At 71.7% G+C, this 23250-nt stretch carries 16 protein-coding genes; 8 read left to right on the top strand and 8 right to left on the bottom strand.

Going from position 1 to position 23250, the window contains the following annotated elements; genetic code table 11:
• The first annotated feature begins 70 nt into the window (after nt 1–70).
• From EDD93_RS00870 to EDD93_RS00835, 8 genes are all read left to right on the top strand, one after another.
• Nucleotides 71–2413 (top strand): polysaccharide lyase 8 family protein, encoded by a 2343-nt coding sequence (locus EDD93_RS00870; protein WP_398902635.1) that lies wholly within the window; start codon nt 71–73, stop codon nt 2411–2413.
• Between the two features lie 79 nt (nt 2414–2492).
• Nucleotides 2493–3884 carry a serine protease gene (locus tag EDD93_RS00865; RefSeq protein WP_185092183.1) on the top strand — a complete coding sequence of 464 codons (1392 nt, stop codon included), beginning with the start codon at nt 2493–2495 and terminating at the stop codon, nt 3882–3884.
• A complete protein-coding gene (locus EDD93_RS00860) occupies nt 3881–6193 on the top strand; it encodes a tetratricopeptide repeat protein (RefSeq protein WP_123523329.1) in 2313 nt (770 codons plus the stop codon). Before EDD93_RS00865 ends, EDD93_RS00860 begins: the two co-directional genes overlap by 4 nt.
• 85 nt (nt 6194–6278) lie before the next feature.
• Nucleotides 6279–7736, top strand: coding sequence for a hypothetical protein (locus tag EDD93_RS00855; RefSeq protein WP_185092182.1), 1458 nt, complete (start codon nt 6279–6281; stop codon nt 7734–7736).
• Nucleotides 7724–8746 carry a hypothetical protein gene (locus tag EDD93_RS00850; RefSeq protein ID WP_123523328.1) on the top strand — a complete coding sequence of 341 codons (1023 nt, stop codon included), beginning with the start codon at nt 7724–7726 and terminating at the stop codon, nt 8744–8746. The genes EDD93_RS00855 and EDD93_RS00850 overlap by 13 nt, the downstream gene beginning before the upstream one ends.
• Entirely contained in the window at nt 8743–9981 is a 1239-nt protein-coding gene (locus EDD93_RS00845) for an extracellular solute-binding protein (protein ID WP_123523327.1), read from the top strand. Before EDD93_RS00850 ends, EDD93_RS00845 begins: the two co-directional genes overlap by 4 nt.
• A 165-nt stretch (nt 9982–10146) precedes the next feature.
• Nucleotides 10147–11730 (top strand): acyl-CoA carboxylase subunit beta, encoded by a 1584-nt coding sequence (locus EDD93_RS00840; protein WP_123523326.1) that lies wholly within the window; start codon nt 10147–10149, stop codon nt 11728–11730.
• Nucleotides 11731–11762: 32 nt separating this feature from the next.
• A complete protein-coding gene (locus EDD93_RS00835) occupies nt 11763–11966 on the top strand; it encodes an acyl-CoA carboxylase subunit epsilon (RefSeq protein ID WP_123523325.1) in 204 nt (67 codons plus the stop codon).
• Nucleotides 11967–12075: 109 nt separating this feature from the next.
• On the opposite strand, the gene EDD93_RS00830 is transcribed toward EDD93_RS00835, so the two are convergent.
• From EDD93_RS00830 to EDD93_RS00795, 8 genes are all read right to left on the bottom strand, one after another.
• Nucleotides 12076–12657: an ATP/GTP-binding protein gene (locus EDD93_RS00830; RefSeq protein WP_014048542.1), complete on the bottom strand. Its 582-nt coding sequence runs from the start codon at nt 12655–12657 to the stop codon at nt 12076–12078.
• A complete protein-coding gene (locus tag EDD93_RS00825; RefSeq protein ID WP_123523324.1) occupies nt 12638–13333 on the bottom strand; it encodes a DUF742 domain-containing protein in 696 nt (231 codons plus the stop codon). Before EDD93_RS00825 ends, EDD93_RS00830 begins: the two co-directional genes overlap by 20 nt.
• Nucleotides 13334–13422: 89 nt before the next feature.
• Nucleotides 13423–13836, bottom strand: a complete 414-nt coding sequence (locus tag EDD93_RS00820; RefSeq protein ID WP_037779127.1) for a roadblock/LC7 domain-containing protein — start codon at nt 13834–13836, stop codon at nt 13423–13425.
• Nucleotides 13837–13846: 10 nt separating this feature from the next.
• Nucleotides 13847–17104, bottom strand: a complete 3258-nt coding sequence (locus EDD93_RS00815; RefSeq protein ID WP_123523323.1) for a nitrate- and nitrite sensing domain-containing protein — start codon at nt 17102–17104, stop codon at nt 13847–13849.
• A 347-nt stretch (nt 17105–17451) separates the two neighbouring features.
• Nucleotides 17452–18033 (bottom strand): ATP/GTP-binding protein, encoded by a 582-nt coding sequence (locus EDD93_RS00810; protein ID WP_073738725.1) that lies wholly within the window; start codon nt 18031–18033, stop codon nt 17452–17454.
• Nucleotides 18014–18421, bottom strand: coding sequence for a DUF742 domain-containing protein (locus EDD93_RS00805; protein WP_073738726.1), 408 nt, complete (start codon nt 18419–18421; stop codon nt 18014–18016). Before EDD93_RS00805 ends, EDD93_RS00810 begins: the two co-directional genes overlap by 20 nt.
• Nucleotides 18422–18554: 133 nt before the next feature.
• Complete coding sequence (locus tag EDD93_RS00800; RefSeq protein WP_024495006.1) at nt 18555–18968, bottom strand: roadblock/LC7 domain-containing protein; 414 nt, start codon at nt 18966–18968, stop codon at nt 18555–18557.
• A 9-nt stretch (nt 18969–18977) separates the two neighbouring features.
• Nucleotides 18978–22769 (bottom strand): nitrate- and nitrite sensing domain-containing protein, encoded by a 3792-nt coding sequence (locus tag EDD93_RS00795; protein ID WP_123523322.1) that lies wholly within the window; start codon nt 22767–22769, stop codon nt 18978–18980.
• Nucleotides 22770–23250 lie beyond the last annotated feature (481 nt).

The raw sequence follows: 23250 nt of genomic DNA, 5'->3' as shown, positions 1-23250 counted from the left end.
CCGTCGTAGTAAGCGCGTGCTAGACCAAGCTCCGCCCGGTCTAAACCACTTGCACACCGGAGGTAGCCCCGTGTCACTTCTGCCCGCCTGGTCACGCCGCACCTTCCTCGCCACCACAAGTGCCACCGCGCTGGGCCTCGCGCTCGCGCCCGCCGCCCGCGCGGCCGGTGCCGACGACGAGTTCGAGACGCTGCGGCTGCGTTGGAACGAGCTCTCGCTCGGCACCGGTTACGACCCCGCCGCCGAGCCCTACGCCTCCCGGCTCGCCGGCACCGGTGAACTCGCCGCCGGGTTCCGCTCGACCATGGCCCCCGCCGCCGACTCGCTCTGGGCCGGGCACACCTTCGACCCGCCGTCCGGCATCACCTGGAGCTACACCCGGCTGTGGACGATGACCCAGGCCTACGCCCAGCAGGGCACGGGCCACACCGGGGACGCGGGGCTGCTCGCCGACATCGTCCGCGGACTCGACCACCTCTCCACGACCGTCTACAACCCGTCCACCACCCCGTACGGCAACTGGTGGGAATGGCAGATCGGCAGCCCGCGCCTGCTCATGGACATCGTCGCGGTGCTCCGCCCCGACCTGGGCGAGGAGCGCGTGCAGGCCGCCTGCGCCGCCGTCGACCACTTCATCCCCGACACCGCGCTCACCGACTACAGCGGCACCTCCACCGGCGCCAACCGGGTCGACCTCTGCCGCTCGGTCGCCCTGCGCGGCATCCTGGGCCGCGACGCCGCCAAGACGGCGCTCGCCCGCGACGCCCTCTCACCGGTCTTCCCCTACGTGAACGAGGGCGACGGCCTCTACGCCGACGGCTCGTTCATCCAGCACACCTGGATCGCCTACTCCGGCACGTACGGCCAGGTCATGCTCGACGGCCTGGGCCGCCTCTTCGCCCTGCTGGCCGGATCCACCTGGGAGGTCACCGACCCGGGCCGCCAGGTCATCCTGGACAGCGTCGAGCACGCCTACGCGCCGCTCATCCACGACGGTCTGATGATGGACAGCGTCAACGGCCGGGCCATCAGCCGCGGACTCCTCAAGAGCGACGAACTCCACGTCATGCGCAGCGACCACTTCCACGGTCAGGGGCTGATCGCCGCCGTCGCGCTCCTGGCGAACGGCGCCTCCGCCGCCGAGCGCGACCGGTGGCACGGCATGATCAAGGGCTGGATCGAACGCGACACCGTCAGCCCGGTCCTCACCGCCCCGCAGTTCGGGGTCGCCGACCTCGCCCGGCTGCACGCGGCGGCCGGCGCCCCGGTGCCCGCCGCGCCCGAACCCGTCGGCCACACCCTGTTCGCCGCGATGGACCGGGCCGTGCACCGGCGCCCCGGCTGGGTCGCGAACCTCGCCATGTCGTCGGAGCGGATCAGCTCCTACGAGTGCGGCAACGGCGAGAACCCGCGCGGCTGGCACACCGGGGCCGGAATGCTCTACTGGTGGCAGGGCCGGGACGGCGGCGACCAGTACACCGACTGGTTCTGGCCCACCGTCGACTGGTACCGGCTGCCCGGCACCACCGTCTCCACCAAACGGCTCGCCGACCGGGCGGGCGGCGAGTGGGGCGAACCCCGGCCCGACGTGCGCTGGACCGGCGGCGCGCACGACGGCGAGTTCGCCGCGATCGGCCAGCACGTGAAGGGCCTGGACTCCACCCTGGAGGCCCGCAAGTCCTGGTTCTGCGCCGCCGACACGGTCATCTGCCTCGGCGCGGGCATCACCGCCGCCGACGGCGTGCCCGTCGAGACCGTCGTCGACAACCGCAACCTGGGCCCGGACGGGGACGGGCAGGCCCTCACCGTCGAGGACCGCCGCCGCCCCCGCTGGGCCCATCTGGCGGGCCACGGCGGCTGGGTGCTGCCCGGCGGCGCCGAACTGCGCACCCTGCGCGAGGCCCGGACCGGCGCCTGGTCCGACATCAACACCACCAGCTCTGCCGAACAGCGCACCCGCCACTGGCAGACCCTCTGGCTCGACCACGGCACCGACCCGGCCGACGCCGGCTACCTCTACCTCCTGATGCCCGGCGCCTCCCGGCGCACCGTCGCCGCCCGCGCCGCCGACCGGCACTGGCTGCGGGTCCTCGCCAACACCCCGGCCGTGCAGGCGGTCGCCGTGCGCTCGCTCGGGCTGACCGCCGCCAACTTCTGGCAGCCCGGCCCGGCGGGGCGGCTCTCCTCGACCGGACCGGCCAGTGTCCTCCTGCGCGAGCGCCGGGGCACCGCCACGATCCGGATCAGCGGCCCCGACCGGAGCGGCAGCCCCTTCGAGGTGGTCTGGGACCATACGGTGCGCGAGGCCGTCCCCGCGGACCCGGGCATCGAGGTCCGCGCCACCGGCCGGCGACTGGTGCTGGGCGTCGATCCGGGGAAGGCAGGGGCCACCCTCAGGTGTGACCTCCGGTAGCTCCTCGCGCGCGATCCGGCGGGTGGAGTCTGCCGGGAGTCTGGGAAGGACCGCCGTCGCACGCGTACGCTCAGGAGCCATGGGGGAGTTGAGAGCGGACTGGCGGCTCCGGTTACGCCGCGGCGGTCCCGACGGCGAGGTGTGCGGGGCCGGCGTGCTGCTGACCCAGGACCGGATGCTGACCTGCGCGCACGTCGTCGGGGAGGCCGACGCCCGGATGTGGGTGGAGTTCGCCGAGAGCCCCGCGATCCCGCCGGTCGCCGCCCGGGTCGCACCGGACGGCTGGCTGCCCGGCCGGGACGGGCACGCCCATGAGGACATCGCCGTGCTCGCGCTGGACAGCCCACGCCCGCAGGCGGCCCCCGCCCGGCTGGCGCGGCGGATGGAGCGCGGCCAGGAAGTGTGGATCGGCGGCTACTCCCAGGCCTTCGACGAGGGCATGTGGCTGACCGGCCGGATCAGCGGGCTGCACGGTGCGTGGGTGCAGCTCGACGCCGGCCGGAACGTCGAGGTGGTACGCCCCGGCTTCAGCGGCGCGGCCGTCCAGACCCGGGGCGAGGGAGCCGGCACCGACCTGGTCGTCGGTCTGGTGGTGAGCTGGCGCGGCGATCTGGAACTGGAACTGCCCGACGAGAACGACCTGGCGTTCTCGTACATGATCCCCGTCGACCGCATCGCCGAACTCGTGCCGCTCGTGGCCGAACTGAGCGGGCCCGACGGCTGGGACAGCGGGCTGTCCGAGCGGCTGCGCGCCTGGTTCGCGGGCGTCGACCAGCCCGCCGTGCGGGTCGGGGTCGTCCCGCACGGCGGCGGCCGGGACCGTACGCTGCAGCACCAGCTCCACCGGGCCCACCTCGTCCACCGGGGCGGGCGCACCCGGCCGGAGGAGCTCGTCGAGACACTGGTGAGGCAGCTGCGGCCGCCCCGCCACCAGCGCAACGCCTACCGCGACTGGCTCCTGGAGGGCGGCGACGAGCCGGAGCGCTCGCTGGCCGGCTCCCCGGCCGGCTCGGGCCCGGTGCTCGCCGTGATCGGCCTGGACGAGGACCCGGACCCGGGCGCACTGGTCTCCCTGCTGACGCGCGTGCGGGCGCTCGGATTCCGGCTGCTGGTCATCTTCCGCAGCGGCGAGGGAGCGGCGCTGGACGCGGTGGGCCGGGACCTGCTGGTACCGGCCCTGGAGGAACGGGCCGAGGTACTGGTGCGCAGGACCGAGCGCTCGGAGCGCGAGTGGGTCAGGCTCAGCGGCCTGCTCGACTCGGCGTCCCTGGTCCCCCGCCCCGCCGTCGACGCGGCCACCCGCCGCCGTCAGCTGCACGCCCTGCGGTCGGTCGCCGACCCGGGGGAGCGGCTGGCCGCGCTGAAACAGCTGTTACGCGAGCTGCGCGGTGACCTCGACGAGCGGTCGCGGTCAAGGCCCCCGGAGCTGCCGGGGCAGCGCACCGGCCCGGGTCCGGCGGGGCGCGCATGAGGATCCGGTGCCCGCACCGCCGCTTCACCGGAGGCCCCTGCGAGGGGGCCGTCCAGCCCACCGGCTACTGCGACACCTGCGGCCGCGACGAGTCGGACCCCGGACTTCCGCCGCTGCCCGCCGCCCCCGAGGAGCACGGGCCCGCCGGACTCCTCGAACTCCCGCTGCTGGAGCCGGGCACCCCGGCCGAGCGGCTCAGCGCGGCCGAGCGGCCGGTGCGCATCGTGATGACGTGCTCGGCCAAGGCCTGCGGGGTGGCGTTCGTCCCGCCGTACACCGCGGCGTCACCGCCGCAGGAGGGCCACTGCCCCCGCTGCGGTGCCCCCTACTCCTACCGCCCCGAGCTGACGAAGGGCGGGCCGCCGCTCCAGGACCAGTACCGGATCCGGGGCCCCATCGCCCACGGCGGCCAGGGCTGGGTCTACCTGGCGCAGGACACTCACCTGGAGGACCTCGTCGCGGTCAAGGGTCTCCTCAACCGCTACGCGGAGCGCGGCGCGGCCCAGGCCGGTGAGGAGCGCCGCAGCCTGGTCGCGATCCGGCACGAACGCATCGTCCAGATCCGCGACTTCGTCAGCACCCGCAACGCCGACGGCACCGTGTCCGGCGGCTACATCGTGATGGAGGACGTCGGCGACCGCACGCTGTCGGCCGTCGTCGAACTGACCAGGCAGGGCGACTTCGTCCTCGACATCGAGCACGTCATCACCTACGGCTGCCAGATCCTGGAAGCCCTCGCCCATCTGCACGGCATGGGCTTCCTGTACGGCGACATGAAGCCGTCCAACGTCATCCACCACCGCGACGGCATCAAGGTCATCGACCTCGGCGGGGTCCGCAAGGCCGGTGCCACCGACCCGCCTCCGGTGATCACCCCCTGGTTCGCCGCCCCCGAGATGGACGGCGGCAAACCGCTGACCGTCGCGCACGACCTGCACACCGTCGGCGTCACCCTGGGCGAACTGGCCGGCTGGGCGGTCGGGGACGACGTGCCGGGACTCGGCATCAGCTCCTTCCGGCTGGTGGTGGAGCGGGCCACGGCACACGCCCCGGAGCGCCGCTTCGGCTCCGCCGACGACATGGCGGGCCAACTGCGCGGAGTACTGCGCGAGATCCGGGCCCTGCGCGGCAAACGCGACCAGCCCGAACCCTCCGACTACTTCACCCCGTCCACCGAACTCCTCGGCGTCCGGCTGGGTTCGGTGCCCGACTACGCGCACTGGCTGCGCCGCCCGCTGCACGGCCGCCGGGAGACACCCCGCTCGCCCGCGCTCGACTCCGGGCTGCCCACCCCGACCGAGATCGCCCGCCGGCTGCCGGTGCCGAGGCCCTACCCCGGCGACCCGCAGGCGGCCCGCTTCGGCGTCAGCAGCTACGACCCCGGGCAGCCGCTGGCCCAGCCCTCCCGCGGTGAGCGGTCCGTGGAGATCTGCCTGCACAACGCCCGGCTGCTGCTCGGCCAGGAGGGCGACGAGGCACTCGCGGCCGCCCGGGAACAGGTCGAGGCGGCGGCCGGCATACCGGGCCCCGGACCGGTCAGGGAGTGGCGGCTCAGCTGGCACCGGGGGCTCGTCGCGCTGCGGGGCGCAGATGTGCTGGACGACCGGCGGGCGATGCTCGATGAGGCCCTGAAGCAGTTCTCCGCCGTGCACCGGGCGCTGCCCGGCGAGTACGCGGCCAAGCTCGCGCTCGCCTACGGCGCCGAACAGCTCGGCGTCGAACACCTCGGGGAGGAGGGGGCGGCCTCCGCCGGGCGCTCCGCGTACGAGCTGTTCCGCGCCGTGCACGCCCGCAACCCCTCGCACGTCGGCGCCGCCCTGGGGCTGGCCCGGCTCGCCCTGGCACGCGGGGACCGGGCCGCCGCGATCAAGGTCCTCGACCAGGTGCCCGACGAGTCGCGCGACCACACCGTCGCGCGGATCGCCGCCTTCCGCATCCGGGCGGCGCGGCTCGCGGCGGGGGAGCGGCCACTGCCCGATGAGGCGGACATCGACGCCTGCCTCGCCCTGCTCGCCCCCACACCGGGTGCGCATCCCCCGGTGGTCGCGGGCGACGAACCCGCCTGGCTGCTGCGGACCGAGCTGTACGAGTGGAAGCTCGACGCGGTACGGGCGGCGGCCGGCGGGCCGAAGCCACGCGGGCGCTGGGCGCGGACGGGCCTGCCGCCCCCGGCCGTGCCCGGGGAACGGGACGTCCGGATGGAGCTGGAGCAGTGCTACCGCTGGCTGGCCCGGCAGCGGCAGGCGCCGGCCGAGTACGAGCGGCTGATCGACCTCTCGCACGCGGTCCGCCCGCAGACCCGCTCCTGACGCCCGCCCGCCGAAACGGCCCTGGTGTCCGCCCGCAGACCCGTTCCCCGTGTCCGCCCGCAACGACTCAACTGGAGGCAGCCCCTTGGGCGCTACCGATCCGTCGCCCGCCCCGCGGCTGCCCGTCGGCCTCAAGGTGTCCGTCGACGTCCGGCGCGATCAGCAGCCGCACCGCGACGCGCGGATCGACGCCCACGTGCGGGTCAAGGCGGTCGGCATCGGACCCAGCGACGAGCTGCCCGCCGTCGAACTCGCCGTCGTCATCGCGCTGGACGTCGCGGCGGGGCGCCGGGAGGCGGCGGCCGGCGCGCTGGCCGCCGCCCTGCGGGCCCTGCCCGACGGCCTCTCGTTCACCGTCCTGGGCGGCGCCGACGAGACCGGGGCTCTGAGCGGCTGCTATCCGCTGCGCGGCCGGTGGGCGCTGGCCGGCAGGGGGGAGAAGCGCCGGGCGGCGTTCAGCGCGGGCCGGATCCTCCCGGCCGCCGGTGACCGGCCGCCCGCCGGGTACCAGGCCTGGCTCGCCGCAGCCCGCGAACTGTTCGCCCGGCGCCCGCTGCCCGTACGGCACCTGCTGCTGATCACCGACGGGAGCAGCCACGACGGGGCGGCCGCCCCCGACCTCGACGAACCCGGCCGGGACGGCGGCGAGCTGAACACCGAACTGGGCCGCTGCGCGGGGTGGTTCACCGCGGACGTGCTCGCGCTCGGCGGCGACTGGGACCCCGCGCCGCTGCTCGCCGTCGCCGAGCGGCTGCACGGCAGCCCGGTCGACGCGCCCGAGCGGTTCGAGCCCTCGGTCACGGAGGCCGTGCGTCGGCTGCGCCGGGTCCGCAGCCCCGAACTGCCCGTCTCGGTGGCCGTGCGTCCGGCGGTGCACGGGGTGACCCTGACTGAGACCGCCCCCCGCCGGCAGGCGCTCCAGGCGGTGCACCCGGCCGGCGACCCGCGCCGGTTCGACTTCCCGACCCACCAGTGGGAGCCGGGCACCCGCGACTACCTCCTCACCCTGGGCGTCGACGCGAGCACCGACCCCCTGGGCGTGCTGCTGCAGCTGGCCACCGTCTCGGTCGGTGACTCCATCGCCCCGCTCCTGGTCCGCTGGCTGCCGCCCGGAGACGCGGTCGGGGTCGGGGCGGGCGGCGACGGGGGCAGCACCCTCCAGACGATGGACGTCGCCACCCGGATGCGGGCCGCCCTGGACCGGGGATTCCTCGCCCTGGACCCGCTGAGCCGGGAGGAGGCCGGGCAGCAGCTGGGCCTCGCGGTCAGGCTGGCCAACGAGATCGGCGCCAGCTGGGTCGTGGCCCGGGTGCGCGAGGTGGCCGAGATCCTGGACGGCTCCCGGGGCGTGGTCCGGATCGGCCCGGACGTGGACCTGGACAGCGTGCGCCGGGGCCGGCTGAACATCGCCAACGGCCATCTGCTGGACCTGCCCGAGCAGCTCGCCGGGAAGCCGGTGAAGTGCCCGGTCTGCGACCACCCCGCCGGGGCCCACGCCCAGTACTGCATCGCCTGCGGAAGGGGGCTGGGATGCCCTGGCTGACTCGCTGGACACGCGCCTTCCGGACCCGGACCGGCGGCTCCCGCACCAGACGGCTGCTCGAACTGCACCTGGTGGTGCTGGTGGTGACCGCACTCGTCTCGATGACCGTCCTGCTCACCTCCTACCGCGAGGTGCAGAACTCCGCCGGCGAGATGCGCACCCGCGGCGCACCCGCCGTCCAGGGAGTCGCCGCCACCCAGCTCGCGCTGCTCCGCGCCCACGAGGAGGCGCAGATCTCCGTCGCCAAGAACATCGACAACGTGAGCGGCGCCGGCGCGCGCTACGAGAACCAGCTCTCCGCCGCCAGCCAGGGGCTGTCCCGGCTCTCGGACGTACAGATCGACGGCGAACGCGGCCGCGGCGTGCTCGATACGGTCAACGGCGGCCTGCTGACCTCGTACAGCAGCTCGATGACGCCCGGCTCGGTCAAGTACGTGGACGACTACTGGATGCAGCGGGAGAAGTTCGCGGAGGCCAAGGGCATCCTCAGCCGGCCGGGCACCGGAGTGGTGCCGCGCCTGGACGTCCTGCAGCGGCACCAGATGCAGCGCGTCGACCGGGTCAGCTCCATGGGCGCCCTCCAGCGCACCGGCTGGGCGGTGGCCGAACTGGGCCTGCTGGTACTGGCCCTGACCGCACTCTCGGCGCTGTGGGTACTGCGCGTGCGCTGCGGGCGCAGCCACGATCCCTGGCTGCTGCTGACGCTGCTGGCGGCCGTCGCCCTGGCTGTCGTCCCGCTGTGGGCGACCACCGCCACCCAGGAGCGCCTGGACACCGCCCGCCACCGGCTCGTCGCCATCGAGGAGCGCGCCCACGACCACCGGGACCACCTGGCCGAGTCCCAGCGGGACGTCATCGACGAGTCCACGCTCCTGCGCGGCGGGCTGGCCGCACGGAGCTGGCAGAGCTGGACCTACTACGGGGTACTCGGCGGCGGCGCGCTGATCGTCCTGCTGCCCGCCGTCGGCATCTGCCGGCGGCTCAACGCCGACTACTGGAGGGCCGGATGACCCGACGGACCCGCGCCCTGCTGCTCGTCCTGGCGCTGTTGCTGACCGCCGGGGGCTGCGGGCTCTCGGCGCCCGGCGGCAGCGACGAGGAGCCGAAGGTGACGATCCTCGGCCCGTGGACCGACGAGCAGGAACGGCAGTTCAAGGAGGTGCTGGACGGCTTCGGCATCCCGTACACCTACCAGGGGACCGCCGCGACGCGCGAGGTGCTGCTCGCCGCGGTGCAGGCCGGCAATCCGCCCGACATCGCGATCCTGCCGGGCGTCGGTGAACTCGTCGAGTATGCAGAGGAGGAGCGGCTGCAGCCGCTGAGCGGGCTGTACGAGCCCGCAGAGTACGGGAACCCGTGGCGGCCCGGGGCGCGCGGCATAGCTGACGACCTGTGGGTGCCGCTCAAGGCGGACCTCAAGTCGATCGTCTGGTACCGGGGGGACGAGCCCCCGGACCCGGTTCCCGCGCCCCTGAGCTCCTGGTGCGTCGGCATGGGCGACGACGGCGCGTCCGGCTGGCCCGGCAGCGACTGGATCGAGGACCTGATCCTCCAGCGGGCGGGCCCCAACCTCTACGAGGACTGGGCGACCGGCGACCTGAAGTGGACCGACGAGCGCGTGAGCAGCGCCTGGACCACCTGGGCCGGGCTGCTCGCCCAGGACCGGGACGCCGCCCGCAGGGCGCTGCTCGCCGACCACCGGGGCCCGGTCGGCGGTCACGGGCTGCTCTTCGGCGGCGGCTGCGACCTGGAGCACCAGGGCTCCTTCGCCCGCGCCTTCTACGGGGACCACCAGGAGCAGGCAGGCTTCATGGACTCGGCGTCACTGCTGCCCGGCGGTCCGTACACGGTGAAGGCCCACGAGGTGGCGGCCGACTTCGCCGCGCTGTTCGGCCGGGGCGGCCGGGCCCGTGACATGATCAGGCGGCTCGCCTCCCGGGAAGCGCAGGAGGACTGGGGGCGCAAGGGCGGGGTGTTCTCACCGAACGCGGCGGTCCCGGCCAAGAAGGGCAAGGTCGACAGGGAGATCAGCACCCGCTTCACCGATCAGCGGGTCCCGCTCTGCCTGGACGCCTCCGACGTCATGCCGGCCGCCGTGCGGGACGCGTTCTACGAGGCGGTCCTGCTGACCGTCGCCCATCCGGAGGAGCCGGTACGGCCCCGGCTGGAGGACATCCAGAAGGTCCAGGACGCCCAGCCGTCCGCCACCCCCCGGCTGACCGGGGTGTGTGGCAGAGCACAGTGAACGTCCACGGATACCTTTGTGGAGTTCCCACAAGCGGCGAGGGGGGTGGGCTGGCACTTCGCCTGCATGGTCCACGGCTTCTGTCAGGCTCCACCAGGAAACCGGGCGGGAGACTGTACGGAGTCGACGGCACGATTTTCTTGCCGGACTTCGTAGGGTCGGTACATGACCGTTGTGGACGAAACCCCGGGCCGGCCGAGCGATACCCGTGGCCGTGTGGCCGAACTGCTGGCGCTGCGTGAGCAGGCGCGGCGTGGGCCGAGTGACCGGGCGACCGAGGCGCAGCACGCGAAGGGCAAGCTGACGGCGCGTGAGCGCATTGAGCTGCTGGTGGATCCGGGTTCGTTCCGGGAGGTCGAGCAGTTGCGTCGGCATCGGGCGACGGGGTTCGGTCTGGAGGCGAAGAAGCCGTATACGGATGGTGTCATCACCGGCTGGGGCACGGTGGAGGGCCGTACGGTCTTCGTCTACGCGCACGATTTCCGGATTTTCGGCGGGGCGCTGGGTGAGGCTCACGCGACGAAGATCCATAAGATCATGGACATGGCCATCTCGGCGGGTGCGCCGCTGGTCTCGCTGAACGACGGTGCCGGCGCCCGTATCCAGGAGGGCGTGTCGGCGCTCGCCGGGTACGGCGGTATTTTCCAGCGCAACACGCGGGCTTCGGGTGTGATCCCGCAGATCAGCGTGATGCTCGGCCCGTGCGCGGGCGGTGCGGCCTACAGCCCGGCGCTGACGGATTTTGTGTTCATGGTCCGTGAGACCTCGCAGATGTTCATCACCGGACCGGACGTCGTGAAGGCGGTCACGGGTGAGGAGATCACCCAGAACGGTCTGGGCGGTGCCGATGTGCACGCGGAGACCTCGGGTGTCGCGCACTTCGCGTACGACGACGAGGAGACGTGCATCGCGGAGGTCCGGTACCTGATCGGGATGCTGCCCTCGAACAACCGTGAGAACCCGCCGGTGGCGGAGAGTGATGATCCGGCCGACCGGCGTGGTGACGTCCTGCTGGACCTGGTCCCGGCCGACGGCAACCGCCCGTACGACATGCACAAGGTCATCGAGGAGCTCGTCGACGAGGGCGACTACCTGGAGATCCACGAGCGCTGGGCCCGCAACATCATCTGCGCGCTGGCCCGCCTGGACGGCCAGGTCGTCGGCATCGTCGCCAACCAGCCGCAGGCCCTGGCCGGTGTCCTGGACATCGAGGCGTCCGAGAAGGCCGCCAGGTTCGTCCAGATGTGCGACGCCTTCAACATCCCCATCATCACCCTTTTGGACGTACCCGGCTTCCTGCCCGGTGTGGATCAGGAGCACGGTGGAATCATCCGGCACGGGGCGAAGCTGCTCTACGCCTACTGCAACGCCACGGTGCCGAGGATCTCGTTGATCCTGCGCAAGGCCTACGGCGGTGCGTACATCGTCATGGACAGCCAGTCCATCGGCGCCGACCTCACCTATGCCTGGCCGACCAACGAGATCGCGGTGATGGGCGCCGAGGGCGCCGCCAACGTCATCTTCCGCCGGCAGATCGCCGACGCCGAGGACCCCGAGGCCATGCGGACCCGCATGGTCAAGGAGTACAAGGCCGAACTGATGCACCCCTACTACGCCGCCGAGCGCGGCCTGGTCGACGATGTCATCGACCCCGCCGAGACCCGCGAGGTCCTGATCGCCTCACTGGCCATGCTCCGCTCCAAGCACGCAGACCTGCCGTCCCGCAAGCACGGCAACCCCCCGCAGTAGTCCACAGCCCTGCCGAGAAGACGGAGACACTCATGACCACTGCCGCCGAGTCCGTGCTGCGCGTCGAGAAGGGTCTTGCCGACCCCGAGGAGCTGGCCGCCATAACCGCGGTCCTGCTCGCCCGCGCCGCCGCCCAGCCCGCAGCAGCACCCGCCCACCGAGGCCGCGACACAGCCGGCTGGCGCCGCCTGGAGCGCACCCCCGGCTTCCGCGCCCCCCACAGCTGGCAGGGCTGACCACCAGCCCACCCCGGCGCCCGGCAGAAGGCCGGACGCACACCACGAAGGCCCCGCACTCCTCCAGGGAGCGTGGGGCCTTCGTGTACGGGAAAGCGGGCCGCGGGCCCTACCGCAGGCGCGCCATCAGCGCGTGCTCCACCAACGTGATCAGAGCGCTCTTCGCATCCGCCCGGTGCCGCGCGTCCGTGGTGAGAATCGGGGTGTCGGGTCCGATCTGGAGTGCTTCGCGGACTTCGTCGGGGGTGTAGGGCTGGTGTCCGTCGAAGCCGTTGAGGGCGATGACGAAGGGGAGTCCGCTGTTCTCGAAGTAGTCGACGGCGGGGAAGCAGTCGGCGAGTCGGCGGGTGTCGACGAGTACGACGGCGCCGATGGCGCCGCGTACGAGGTCGTCCCACATGAACCAGAAGCGGTCCTGGCCGGGTGTACCGAAGAGGTACAGGATCAGGTCCTGGTCCAGGGTGATGCGTCCGAAGTCCATGGCCACCGTCGTGGTGGTCTTGTCCCCGGTGTGTGTCAGGTCGTCGATGCCCGCGGACGCGGACGTCATCACGGCTTCGGTGCGCAGCGGATTGATCTCCGAAACAGCACCGACAAACGTGGTCTTACCCACGCCGAAGCCCCCTGCCACCACGATCTTCGCCGAGGTAGTGGAGCGGGCCGCTCCGCCGCTAGAGCTTGCGAAGTCCACTGAGCACCCTTTCGAGCAGTGTCACATCTGGCTGGCCGCCGGCGGACTCTTCGCCGCCGGGCTGGTGGATAGCGACGAGTCCGGCCTCAGCCAGGTCGGCTACGAGGATCCGGGCAACGCCGAGAGGGATCGAGAGCAGGGCCGAGATCTCGGCCACCGACTTGATCTCGATGCACAGCCGGCAGATCCGCTGGTGCTCGGGCAACTGCCCTTGCAGCCGGGACGGATCAGCCGTAGTACTGACCAACGCCTCAATGGCGAGTTGGTAGCGCGGTCGGGTCCGGCCGCCTGTCATGGCGTACGGACGAACCAGCGGATTGTGCGCTGCGGGAGCGGTCGGCTCGGGGGTCCACCGCGGCTGCACCGGCTCGATACGGGGCGGCGGCTGCGGGGAGTCGTACCGGTGCGGGCGCTGCGGCCGCTGGGGCTGCTGCGGCTGCTGGGGCCAGTCGTCCGAGCCACGCGCATCCTGCTGGGGCCAGTCGTCCGAGCCGCGCGCGTCCTGCTGCGGCCAGTCGTCCGAGCCCTGGGCGCGCCGGGGCTGCCGGAACGGCTGAAAAGGCTGCTGCCCGCCCTGTCTGCCGGGCGGGGAGGGGAAGTCGAAGCCATCGCCCCTGTGCTCACCCGGTACCTGCTGACCACCGTTGAACTGGTGTCCGCCTGGGGGTGTACCCACGATTCCTCCTCCGCCTGCCGGTCCCGGTCCCAGTGGGTCCGCGCCACCGCACCTTATGGCGCGGTGACGCGAAACGCACTGTCTGTCTACTAGTTAAGAAGGCTTCCCTGAAGTTCGGCGCGGAGGTCCGGAGTGAGGACACCGCCGGCGCGGTCCACCAAAAGCGCCATTTCGTACCCAACCAGACCGATATCGGCGTCCGGGTGTGCAAGAACAGCCAAGGAGGATCCGTCGGAAACGGACATGATGAAGAGGAATCCTCGCTCCATCTCCACAACTGTCTGATTCACCGCGCCGCCCTCGAAGATCCGCGAGGCGCCCGCGGTCAGCGAGGTCAGACCGGACGCGACAGCCGCCAGCTGGTCGGCGCGGTCACGCGGAAATCCCTCGGACATCGCCAGCAGGAGTCCGTCGGCGGAGACCACCACCGTGTGCGACACCCCGGGGGTGTTGTCCACGAAGTTGGTGATCAACCAGTTGAGATTCTGCGCCGCCTGGCTCATCGGGCTCACACTAACGCTCCTGGTTGTAGGTATTACTGCTGTCCGAACCCGCGTTACGTCCCCGCAGGACACCGCGGCGCAGGTTGCTCAACCTGCCGCGCACGTCCTCCGGGGCGCGGGAGACCTGGGGGCCGCCCTGCTGGGTCTGTTCGGCCGTGCCCTCGACCAGGTTGGCCTTGGGGACGCGCCGGGGAAGACCGGAGGGGGTGACCCCGCCCGCCTTCGGGTCCCGGAGCTGTTCGGCCCGCTCCCAGCGCTCGTCGTTCGCCGATCGCCAGTCTTCCGTTCCGTCCGCACCGTCCGTGTCCTGCCGCTCGGGCAGAGGCTGCTGCGGCGGCTCCTGCCGCTGCTCCTGCGCGGCGGCGGGCCGCTCGTTCCCGCGTCCGGTGGGCTGCCAGTGCTGCTGGCCGCCCCGGCGCGGCAGACCGGCCTCGGTCATCTCGTGGCCGGAGTTCGGCACGGGGCCCGAACGGTCGAAGCCTACGCTGTCCAGCGATGCGGCGGGGGCGCTCCCGTCAGATTCCGGTTCGACCTGCGCCGAGGGCTCGTAGGTCCCCTGGTACCCGGCCTGATCTGGCCACTCTTCCTGCTGGGGCTGGGTGTTGTACTGCCCGTCGTAGGCCTGCTGGGGTGCCTCGGGGGCCGGGTATGCCGACTCCGGATAGCCGTTCTGCTGCTGGTAGCCCGGCTGTTGGACGTAGCCGGTGTCACCGCGGAACGGGTCGTAGCCGCCCTCGTACCCGGCCTGCCCGTACTGCTGTTCCTGCTGCCCGTCCCGCTGCTGCGGCTCCAGGGCGTACTGACCGCCGTCCTGGGCGCCCTGCTGGGGCTCCAGGGCGTACTGCTGGTCCGGGGCGGCGTAGGGGCCTTCCTCGTACGCGGCCTGTGCGTACTGCTCCCGGGACTCCTGCTGCGGGAACACCGGACGCTCCTCGCCGCCGGCCTGCGTCTCCAGGGCCGCACGGCGCTCCTCGCGCATCAGCGAACGGCCCACCGGGTCGAGCTGCGCCGCATCCTCCGACACCGCGCCGTAGCGCGAGTCGTCGAAGCCGAGCTCCGCCGCCGTACGCAGCTGGGGCTGGAGCGGCGGCGCGTCGAACGCCTGCTGCTGCGGAATGATCGAGGAGACCGTGAAGTCGCCGGGCGCGGGCGCGCCCTCGCCGCCGCCACCGTGGGTGATCGCGTCGGGCAGCATGACCAGCGAGGTGGTTCCGGCCTGCTCGCCCGAGGGGCGCAGCTGGACCCGGATGCCGTGCCGGTCGGCGAGCCGGCCGACCACGAACAGGCCCATGCGCTGGGAGACCGCGGCGTCCACCGTCGGCGGGTTGGCCAGCTTGTGGTTGATGTCGGCGAAGTCCTCGGCGGTGAGGCCGATGCCCTTGTCGTGGATCTCGATCATCACGCGGCTGTCGGGCAGCCGGGTCGCGGTGACCCGCACCTTGGTCTGCGGCGAGGAGAACGTGGTGGCGTTCTCCAGCAGCTCGGCCAGCAGGTGGACGAGGTCGGTGACGGACTGGCCGTGGATCTCGCTCTCCGGCACCCCGGACAGCTCGATGCGCTCGTAGGACTCCACCTCGGACGAGGCGGCCCGCAGGACGTCCACCAGCGGCACCGGCTGGTTCCAGCGGCGGCCGGGTTCCTCGCCGGCGAGCACCAGGAGGTTCTCGCCGTTGCGGCGCATGCGCGTCGCCAGGTGGTCCAGCCGGAACAGGCTCTCCAGCTGGTCCGGGTCGGCCTCGTTGTTCTCCAGGTCGGTGATCAGGGTCAGCTGGCCCTCGATGAGCGACTGGTTGCGGCGCGAGAGGTTGGTGAAGATCGCGTTGACGTTGCCCCGCAGCATGGCCTGCTCGGCCGCCAGCCGGACCGCCTCGCGGTGCACCTGGTCGAAGGCGCGGGCAACCTCGCCGATCTCGTCCTGGCTGTTGATCGGGATCGGCTGCACGCGGGTGTCCACCCGGCCCGGATCGGTCCGGGACAACTGGTCGACGAGCGAGGGCAGCCGCTGCTCCGCGATGCCGAAGGCGGCGTTGCGCAGCCGGCGCATCGAGCGGCTCATCTGGCGCGCCATGAGACCGGCCAGGACGAACGCGGCCAGCAGGGCGACGATCACGATCGCGGCGTTGACGATGGCGTCGGTGCGGGCGCTGGACGAGATGTCCGCGGCCTCGGTCACGGCCTTGTCGACGAGCTCTTCCTCGACCGTGGTGTACCCGTCGAACTTCGCGGTGGCCGCGGCCATCCAGGTCTCGGGGGTGATGCCCTTCGCCTTCAGCTGGGCGGGGGTCCTGCCGAGGCCGAGCTGCTGGGCCATACCGTCGAAGACCGAGCCGTTCGCGGTGGGCGGCGTCACGAACGGGACGCCCGCCGCGTCGGCCTTCTCCTTGGCGGCCTTGACCTGGGCAGCGCCCTCGGTCGCCTTGCCGGCCATGACCTTCTTCAGCCGGGCGGCGTCGGCTTCCGTGCCGCCGGAGACGAACTCGCCGAGTGCGATCTGCTCCAGGTAGTTGTACGAGCCGAACGCCTTGACCTGGTCGTTGAACTTGCCGCTCTCCTGGCTGGGCCGTACCAGCAGGTGCATGCCGATGGAGCGCTGAAGCGATTCTGCAGCCTTGGCCAGCTCGATCGCGTAGACGGTACGGCCGTAGCTGGTGATGTTGCCGGTACCGAGACCGAGCTCGTTGCAGAACTCCATGAGGGAGTGCTGGACCTGGACGTAGCCCTCTTCCGTCTTCACCGGGTCCATGGCCTCGGCGTAGGCGGACTTGCGCAGGTCGGGAAGGGTGGGCTCCTCCAGCCGGAACAGCTTGAGGCGGCGCTCCAGGCCTTCCTTCCCAGGCATGTCCTTCACGGCCGCGTCGAACTTGTCCGCGGCCGCGTCCGTGGTGGCACGCACCTCGGTGACGGCCGCCGCGTCGCGCTTGTTGGACAGCAGCGGCTGGGCGCTGAGGTCGCGCTCGTTCAGCAGCGCCTGGCCGTACTCGGAGGCCGCCCGCACGATCAGCGCGGTCTTCTCGGCGTCCTGGGCCTCCTGCCAGGTGTCGACCGATCCCTTCACCTGGAAGCCGCCCATGACCAGGCCGACCAGTACGGGGATCAGGAGGATCGCGTTCAGCCTGGTGGGCACCCGCCAGTTGCGCGGGGACATCCGGCTGGTGCTGCCACCGGCGGACGCCCCTTCGGACACGTCGGCGGACGACGCCGCGGCGCGCGGCGGGGTGAAGTTGCCCCGCTCCGGCTGCGCCGTGGAGCCCTCGTTGTTACGCCTCACTCGACCAACAACCTCTCGGCGTCGGCACCTACGCTGTGCCGTGTTTGTTCAGGGCCGTACCTACTCGGGAGTTCGTCGAATTGCAGCACGGGAAACGGCCGCGTTCCAAACAGTCGGAACCACCGGTTCCAAGTGGCGCAGGCCTCAGATAAAACGGGCATAAAGAACGAGCCCCGCCAAAAGACGGGGCTCATGTGAGCACAGCGGTACCGCGCGTACGCATCGGGTGTCGGCCGTGAGGTAATTCTCTTTCGAAACGTTATGAACACGGGGGCGGATCGTGTCAAAGGACACAGCCCGCCCCCGTGTGACTACTTTAACTGCCGTACGGCAATACCGACTTGTGCCTACTTGAGCCTTGCCATCAGCGCGTGCTCCACCAGCGTGATCAGACCGCTCTTGGCATCACCGCGGTGCCGCGCGTCGGTCGTGATGATCGGGGTGTCGGGTCCGATCTGGAGTGCTTCGCGGACTTCGTCGGGGGTGTAGGGCTGGTGTCCGTCGAAGCCGTTGAGGGCGATGACGAAGGGGAGTCCGCTGTTCTCGAAGTAGTCGACGGCGGGGAAGCAGTCGGCGAGTCGGCGGGTGTCGACGAGTACGACGGCGCCGATGGCGCCGCGTACGAGGTCGTCCCACATGAACCAGAAGCGGTCCTGGCCGGGTGTACCGAAGAGGTACAGGATCAGGTCCTGGTCCAGGGTGATGCGTCCGAAGTCCATGGCCACCGTCGTGGTGGTCTTGCCTCCGGTGTGTGTCAGGTCGTCGATGCCCGCGGACGCGGACGTCATCACGGCTTCGGTGCGCAGCGGATTGATCTCCGAAACAGCACCGACAAACGTGGTCTTACCCACGCCGAACCCGCCTGCCACCACGATCTTCGCCGAGGTGGTGGCGCGGGCAGCACCGCCACTAGAGCTTGCGAAGTCCACTGAGTACCCTTTCGAGCAGTGTCACATCCGGCGCGCCGCCGGCCTCTCCGTTGCCCGGCTGGTGGATGGCCACCATGCCGGCTTCCGCCAGGTCCGCGACGAGAATCCGGGCCACGCCGAGCGGCATCGACAGCAGGGCCGACACCTCGGCCACCGACTTGACCTCGCGGCACAGGTGGCAGATCCGCTGGTGCTCGGGGAGCAGCGTTCCCAGGTGCGCGGGGTCGGCCGTGGTGCTGACCAGGGCCTCTATCGCTAGCTGGTAGCGCGGTCGGGTCCGGCCGCCTGTCATGGCGTACGGACGAACCAGCGGCTGGTCGCCTTCACCTTCGTACGACGCGTGGTTCAGCGCGCCGTACGGATCGGGTGAGGCGGGTGGCGGGGTCATGAATCCTCCGGGCGTGACAGCAGGATGTCGGCTTGCCGTCGGAAGGGGCCGGTGGGGGGCTGTAAGCGGCCGGACGGGCGAGGGTTGATTGCAGTACCTGGGGTAATCGTCTGTGTCACCGGTTCACGGCCGCCTAGTGGAGCAGGCTGCCCTGGAGCTCGGCGCGGAGGTCCGGGGTGAGGACAGTGCCCGCCCGGTCCACCAGCAGCGCCATCTCGTATCCGACCAGACCGATGTCGGCGTCCGGATGGGCGAGTACGGCAAGTGAGGAACCGTCCGAGACGGACATCAGGAAGAGGAACCCGCGTTCCATCTCCACCACGGTCTGGCTGACGGCGCCGCCTTCGAAGATCCGGGAGGCACCCGCGGTCAGCGAGGTCAGACCGGAGGCGACTGCCGCCAGCTGGTCGGCGCGGTCGCGCGGGAAACCTTCGGACATCGCCAGCAGCAGGCCGTCTGCGGAGACCACCACCGTGTGCGACACCCCGGGGGTGTTGTCCACGAAGTTGGTGATCAACCAGTTCAGATTCTGCGCGGCCTGACTCATCGGGCTCAACTAACGCTCCTGCTGGTGAGTGGGGCCGATTGGGAAACTGCCGGTCGACTGGCCGTTGTTGGCCTGACGTCCCTGCTGGATGCCCCGGCGGAGATTGGTAAGACGCCCACGCACATCATCGGGCGCACGCGAGACCTGGGGACCTGACTGGTGATTCTGCTGCTGGGCGGTGCCCGGCACCAGATTGGCACGCGGTACCCGGCGAGGCAGACCGGAAGTGGTAATTCCGCCTGCTGCGGGCTTCTTCACCCGCTCCGCCTGCCGGCCGAGTTCGTCGTTCGGCGAGGCGCGCCAGGAGCTCGTGACGCCGGTGGTGTCGCCCGGACCGCGCTGCGGTGCGGGGGGAGCGGGACGCTCCTCGGCGGGCTGCTGCGGGAAGCCGGACGGCTGCGGCGCGGCGGGCGGCTGCTGGCCGTACTGCTGCTGGCCGTTCTGCGCGTGCTGCTGACCGTTCTGCTGCGGACCGTGGAACCAGTTCGTCTCCAGCGTGTCGTACAGCGGCGTGCGGCCGTCGCCGGGCCCGGAGGCCGGCGGAAGCGCCTCGGGCTGCTGGGGCAGGGCCGGCCGGTACTGCTGCTCGGGCGGTCGCGGAGCACCGAAGTCCTCGTTGCCCCGGTCGCCACCGAACGGCGCGGGCCGTCCCTGTCCCTGGTCCTGCGGACGGCTGTAGTCGGGGCGGGCGAACTGCGCGGTGCTCGCCGGGTCCGGCGTCTGCGCACCCGGAGCGGGCGCCGAGAAGTCCGGACGGGCGAACTCCGAGGTCGCGCCCGGCCCCTGCCGGTCGTCCATCGGCCGGCGAGGGGTGAGCGGCGGCGGGCTCAGCGGCCGCTGGAACTGGTTGGCGGACTCGGGCTCCTCGTGACCGCGGGGGGCGTCGAGCGGGGAGCGCTGCTGGGGTGCGGACTGCTCGTCCGAGCCCCAGCTGGTGGTCTGCGGGCGCTGCGGAGCGGGGAATCCCCGGTCCGGAGCGTCCGGCGAGGGGTTGCCACCGGGCAGTTCGGCACGCGGACCGCCGACCGGGGGCAGCTGACGGCTGTTCTCGCCCGGACCGCCGGGCTGCTGGAAGCCGCCCTGGCCCGCCTGGTTCGGCCCGCCCTGCGGAGCCTGCCGGCCGGGGCCGTTCCCGGCACCCTGGCCGTTCTGCTCCGGACGACGCTGACCGAACAGGCTGGGCTGGCCCGAGTCCGTACGCCCGGCGCCGTCGCCCTGGCCCCGGGCGCCCAGCCGGGCACCGCCGCCGAAGGCGCCGGAGAGGCCGCCGCCCTGACGAGGCGGCTCCTGACGCGAGCCGTCCTGCGGCTGCCTGGGCTGCGGGCCGGTGCCGGGGAACCCGGCGCTCTGGAAGCCGGAGCCCTGCTGACCGGGCTGACCCGGCCTGCCGTTCGGCGCACCCGGGCCGCTCGGACCGCCCTGGCCCTGCGGGTTCTGGGACCTGCCCGCGGTGTCCCGGGCGGGCAGCGCGGCCCGCGGACCGGAGCCCGCGCCGACCTGGCCGCGGTTGGCACCCGGGCCGGCCGGGAGCCGGCCGCCGGGCGCCGACGGAGCACTGTCGAGACCGGGACGGGGCGCGGGACCGCCGCCGGCGAGCAGGCCGCCGGGAGCGGGCTGCTGGCCCTGGGCCTGCTTCGGCACCGGCATCTTGCCGCCGTGCGCGACATCGACGGGGAGCATGACCAGCGCGGTCGTACCGCCGGAGTCGGAGGGCCGCAGCTGAATACGGATGCCGTGACGCAGGGACAGCCGGCCGACCACGAACAGACCCATGCGGCGGGAGACCGAGACGTCCACGGTGGGCGGCGACGCGAGCCGCTCGTTGATCGCCGCGAGGTCCTCGGGGGAGAGGCCGATGCCGGTGTCGTGGATCTCGACGAGCACCCGGCCGTCGGGCAGTGCGTGACCGGTGACCCGGACCTTCGTCTGCGGCGAGGAGAACGAGGTGGCGTTCTCCAGCAGCTCGGCGAGGAGGTGCACGAGGTCGTTGACGACCCGGCCGGCGACCTCGGTCGCGGGCACCGCGGCCAGTTCGATGCGCTCGTACTGCTCCACCTCGGAGGCGGCGGCGCGCAGCACGTCGACCAGCGGAACCGGACGGGTCCACCGGCGGCCCGGCTCCTCGCCCGCGAGGACGAGGAGGTTCTCACCGTTACGGCGCATACGGGTCGCGAGGTGGTCGAGCTTGAAGAGCGAGGACAGCTGGTCCGGGTCGGCCTCGCGCGACTCCAGCTCGGAGATGAGGGAGAGCTGACGCTGGATGAGGCCCTGCGAACGGCGCGAGAGGTTGGTGAACATCGCGTTGACGTTGCCCCGCAGGAGGGCCTGTTCGGCGGCGAGCCGGACAGCCTCGCGGTGCACGTCGTCGAAGGCCGCGGCGACCTTGCCGATCTCGTCCCGGGAGTGCACACCGACCGACTCGACGGAGGTGTCGACGTCCTGCGGGTCGGCCTCGGAGAGCTGCTTGACGAGCTCGGGCAGCCGGTCCTGGGCGACGCGCGTCGCCGTGTCCTGGAGCCGGCGCAGCGAACGGATCATGGAGCGGGCGACGACGAAGGCGCCGACCAGCGAGACACCGAGCACCAGCAGGATGAGCGCACCGGAGATGATCGCCTCGCGCTGGGACTCGTCGCGCAGTTCGCGCGCCTTGCCCTCCATGTCGCTGAGGAGCGTCTCCTCGATCTGCTTCATGGCCTGGATCTTGGTGGAGTCCTGGTCGTACCAGTCGAGGTAGGAACGCCGGGCCGTCCCGGTCATGCTGGTCGGGCTGTCGAGCACCTTCTTGGCGTAGGTGTCGGCGGCCTTGATCTCGGGGTTGCCGTCGTCCAGCGTGGCGGTCAGATCGCTCGCGCTGTTCCCGGTGGTCGTGTAGATCAGCTCGAACGAGCGGCGCGCCAGGGCTTCCTTGCGCAGTGCCGCCAGACCGAACTGCCGGTCGTTCGAGTCGAGTTCGGGCTGCTTGTCGTTGCCGCCCGGCAGCGCCGCGGCGATGATCGCGCGCTGGACCGAGGCGTACTCCTTGGCGGAGGAGAAGGCCGCCAGGGCGCGGGTCCGCTTGATCATCTCGGGGCTGCTGGTCGCCTGCGCCATGTCCTGCGAGAGGCTCAGCAGCGAGGTGATCAGCTGGCTGTACGCGTCGACGGTCTGCAGGCTCGGGGAGCCGTCGGTGAATGCCTGCTTGCGGATGTCGCGGATGCCGCCGAGCTGCGAGGCGATCTGCTGGACGCTGGAGTGGATGCTCTCCAGCGCCTCGTCGCCCTCGGTGTCGCCGATTTCGTTCGTCGCGTCGAAGAAGGCCTTCTTGGCCCGGTCGGTCTTCTTCCGAGGCGTGGTGACCTTGAAGTCGGTGGCCGGGACTCCGTTGGACAGCGGGCCGGCCGACTGGTCGCGCTCCTCCTGGAGTGCCTGGGCCAGCGAGGTCGCCTGCTTGGTCATCTGGGTCAGCAGCTGCATGTGCTCCAGCTGCTGGATGTCGTTCATGGAGTCGTTGATGCGCAGGCCGCCCAGGGTGGTCGCCGCGACCACGGGGAGGGCGAGCAGGGAGACCAGGCGCGTGCTGATGCGCCAGTTGCGCAGAGCTACCCGCGATCCCGTGTTGACCGGGCCCTGGGGCTTCGGTGACGCGACGTGATCGGAGCTGTCGCCCGCCGTCGTGCCGGAGCGCTTGGCGCGGTCGGTGGTGTCGCCGGCCGCGGCCGGTCCGGGGTTCTGGGCGTGCTGGGCCGAGGAGCCGCGGTCGGTCCCGCCGCGGGGCTCCTGTTCGGCCGCTGCGCTGCCATCCCTCTTGAAACGTCCCTGCACTAGCGTCGCAACCTCTGGACCAGGCGTTCCCCCCGTCGTGGACGGATGGAACGGTGTCGGCGTCGTGGGCGTTGTACCGCCCCATGGTGGTCGTGAGTGACCGGCGTCCTTCCCCTTCCGCCGCCACTCGGATCGGCGCTGCATTGCGCCCCCTGCGCGCCGGCCTGAAACCTGCGGCGGTGCGTGGAATTCCAGCACAGTGCAGGATCTCCAACAAGGGCCAGGTACCGGGCTGTGACCTGGGTGACACGTTGTGATGACGGGGTAACAAGCCGTGGAGCCGGTTCACTGCCATACCGGACTATTGCGGGTGAATCAGTTGGAGGTGGCGGGTGTCCCAGACGACATGATCAGGAGCGGAATGACTCATTCAGTGGTGCAATGTCCGGTTTGGCCGATCGAGTCGGCCGCCCGGATTGGGTTGATTGTCGGGTCATGGGTGAGCAAACTCACATGATGATCGTCGTCTCTTCCGGCCTCC

Source organism: Streptomyces sp. 840.1 (genome assembly GCF_003751445.1).
Taxonomy (GTDB): Bacteria; Actinomycetota; Actinomycetes; order Streptomycetales; family Streptomycetaceae; genus Streptomyces.
The sequence above is the reverse complement of the archived record's forward strand: the minus strand, read 5'-3'. Positions and strand labels throughout refer to the sequence as shown.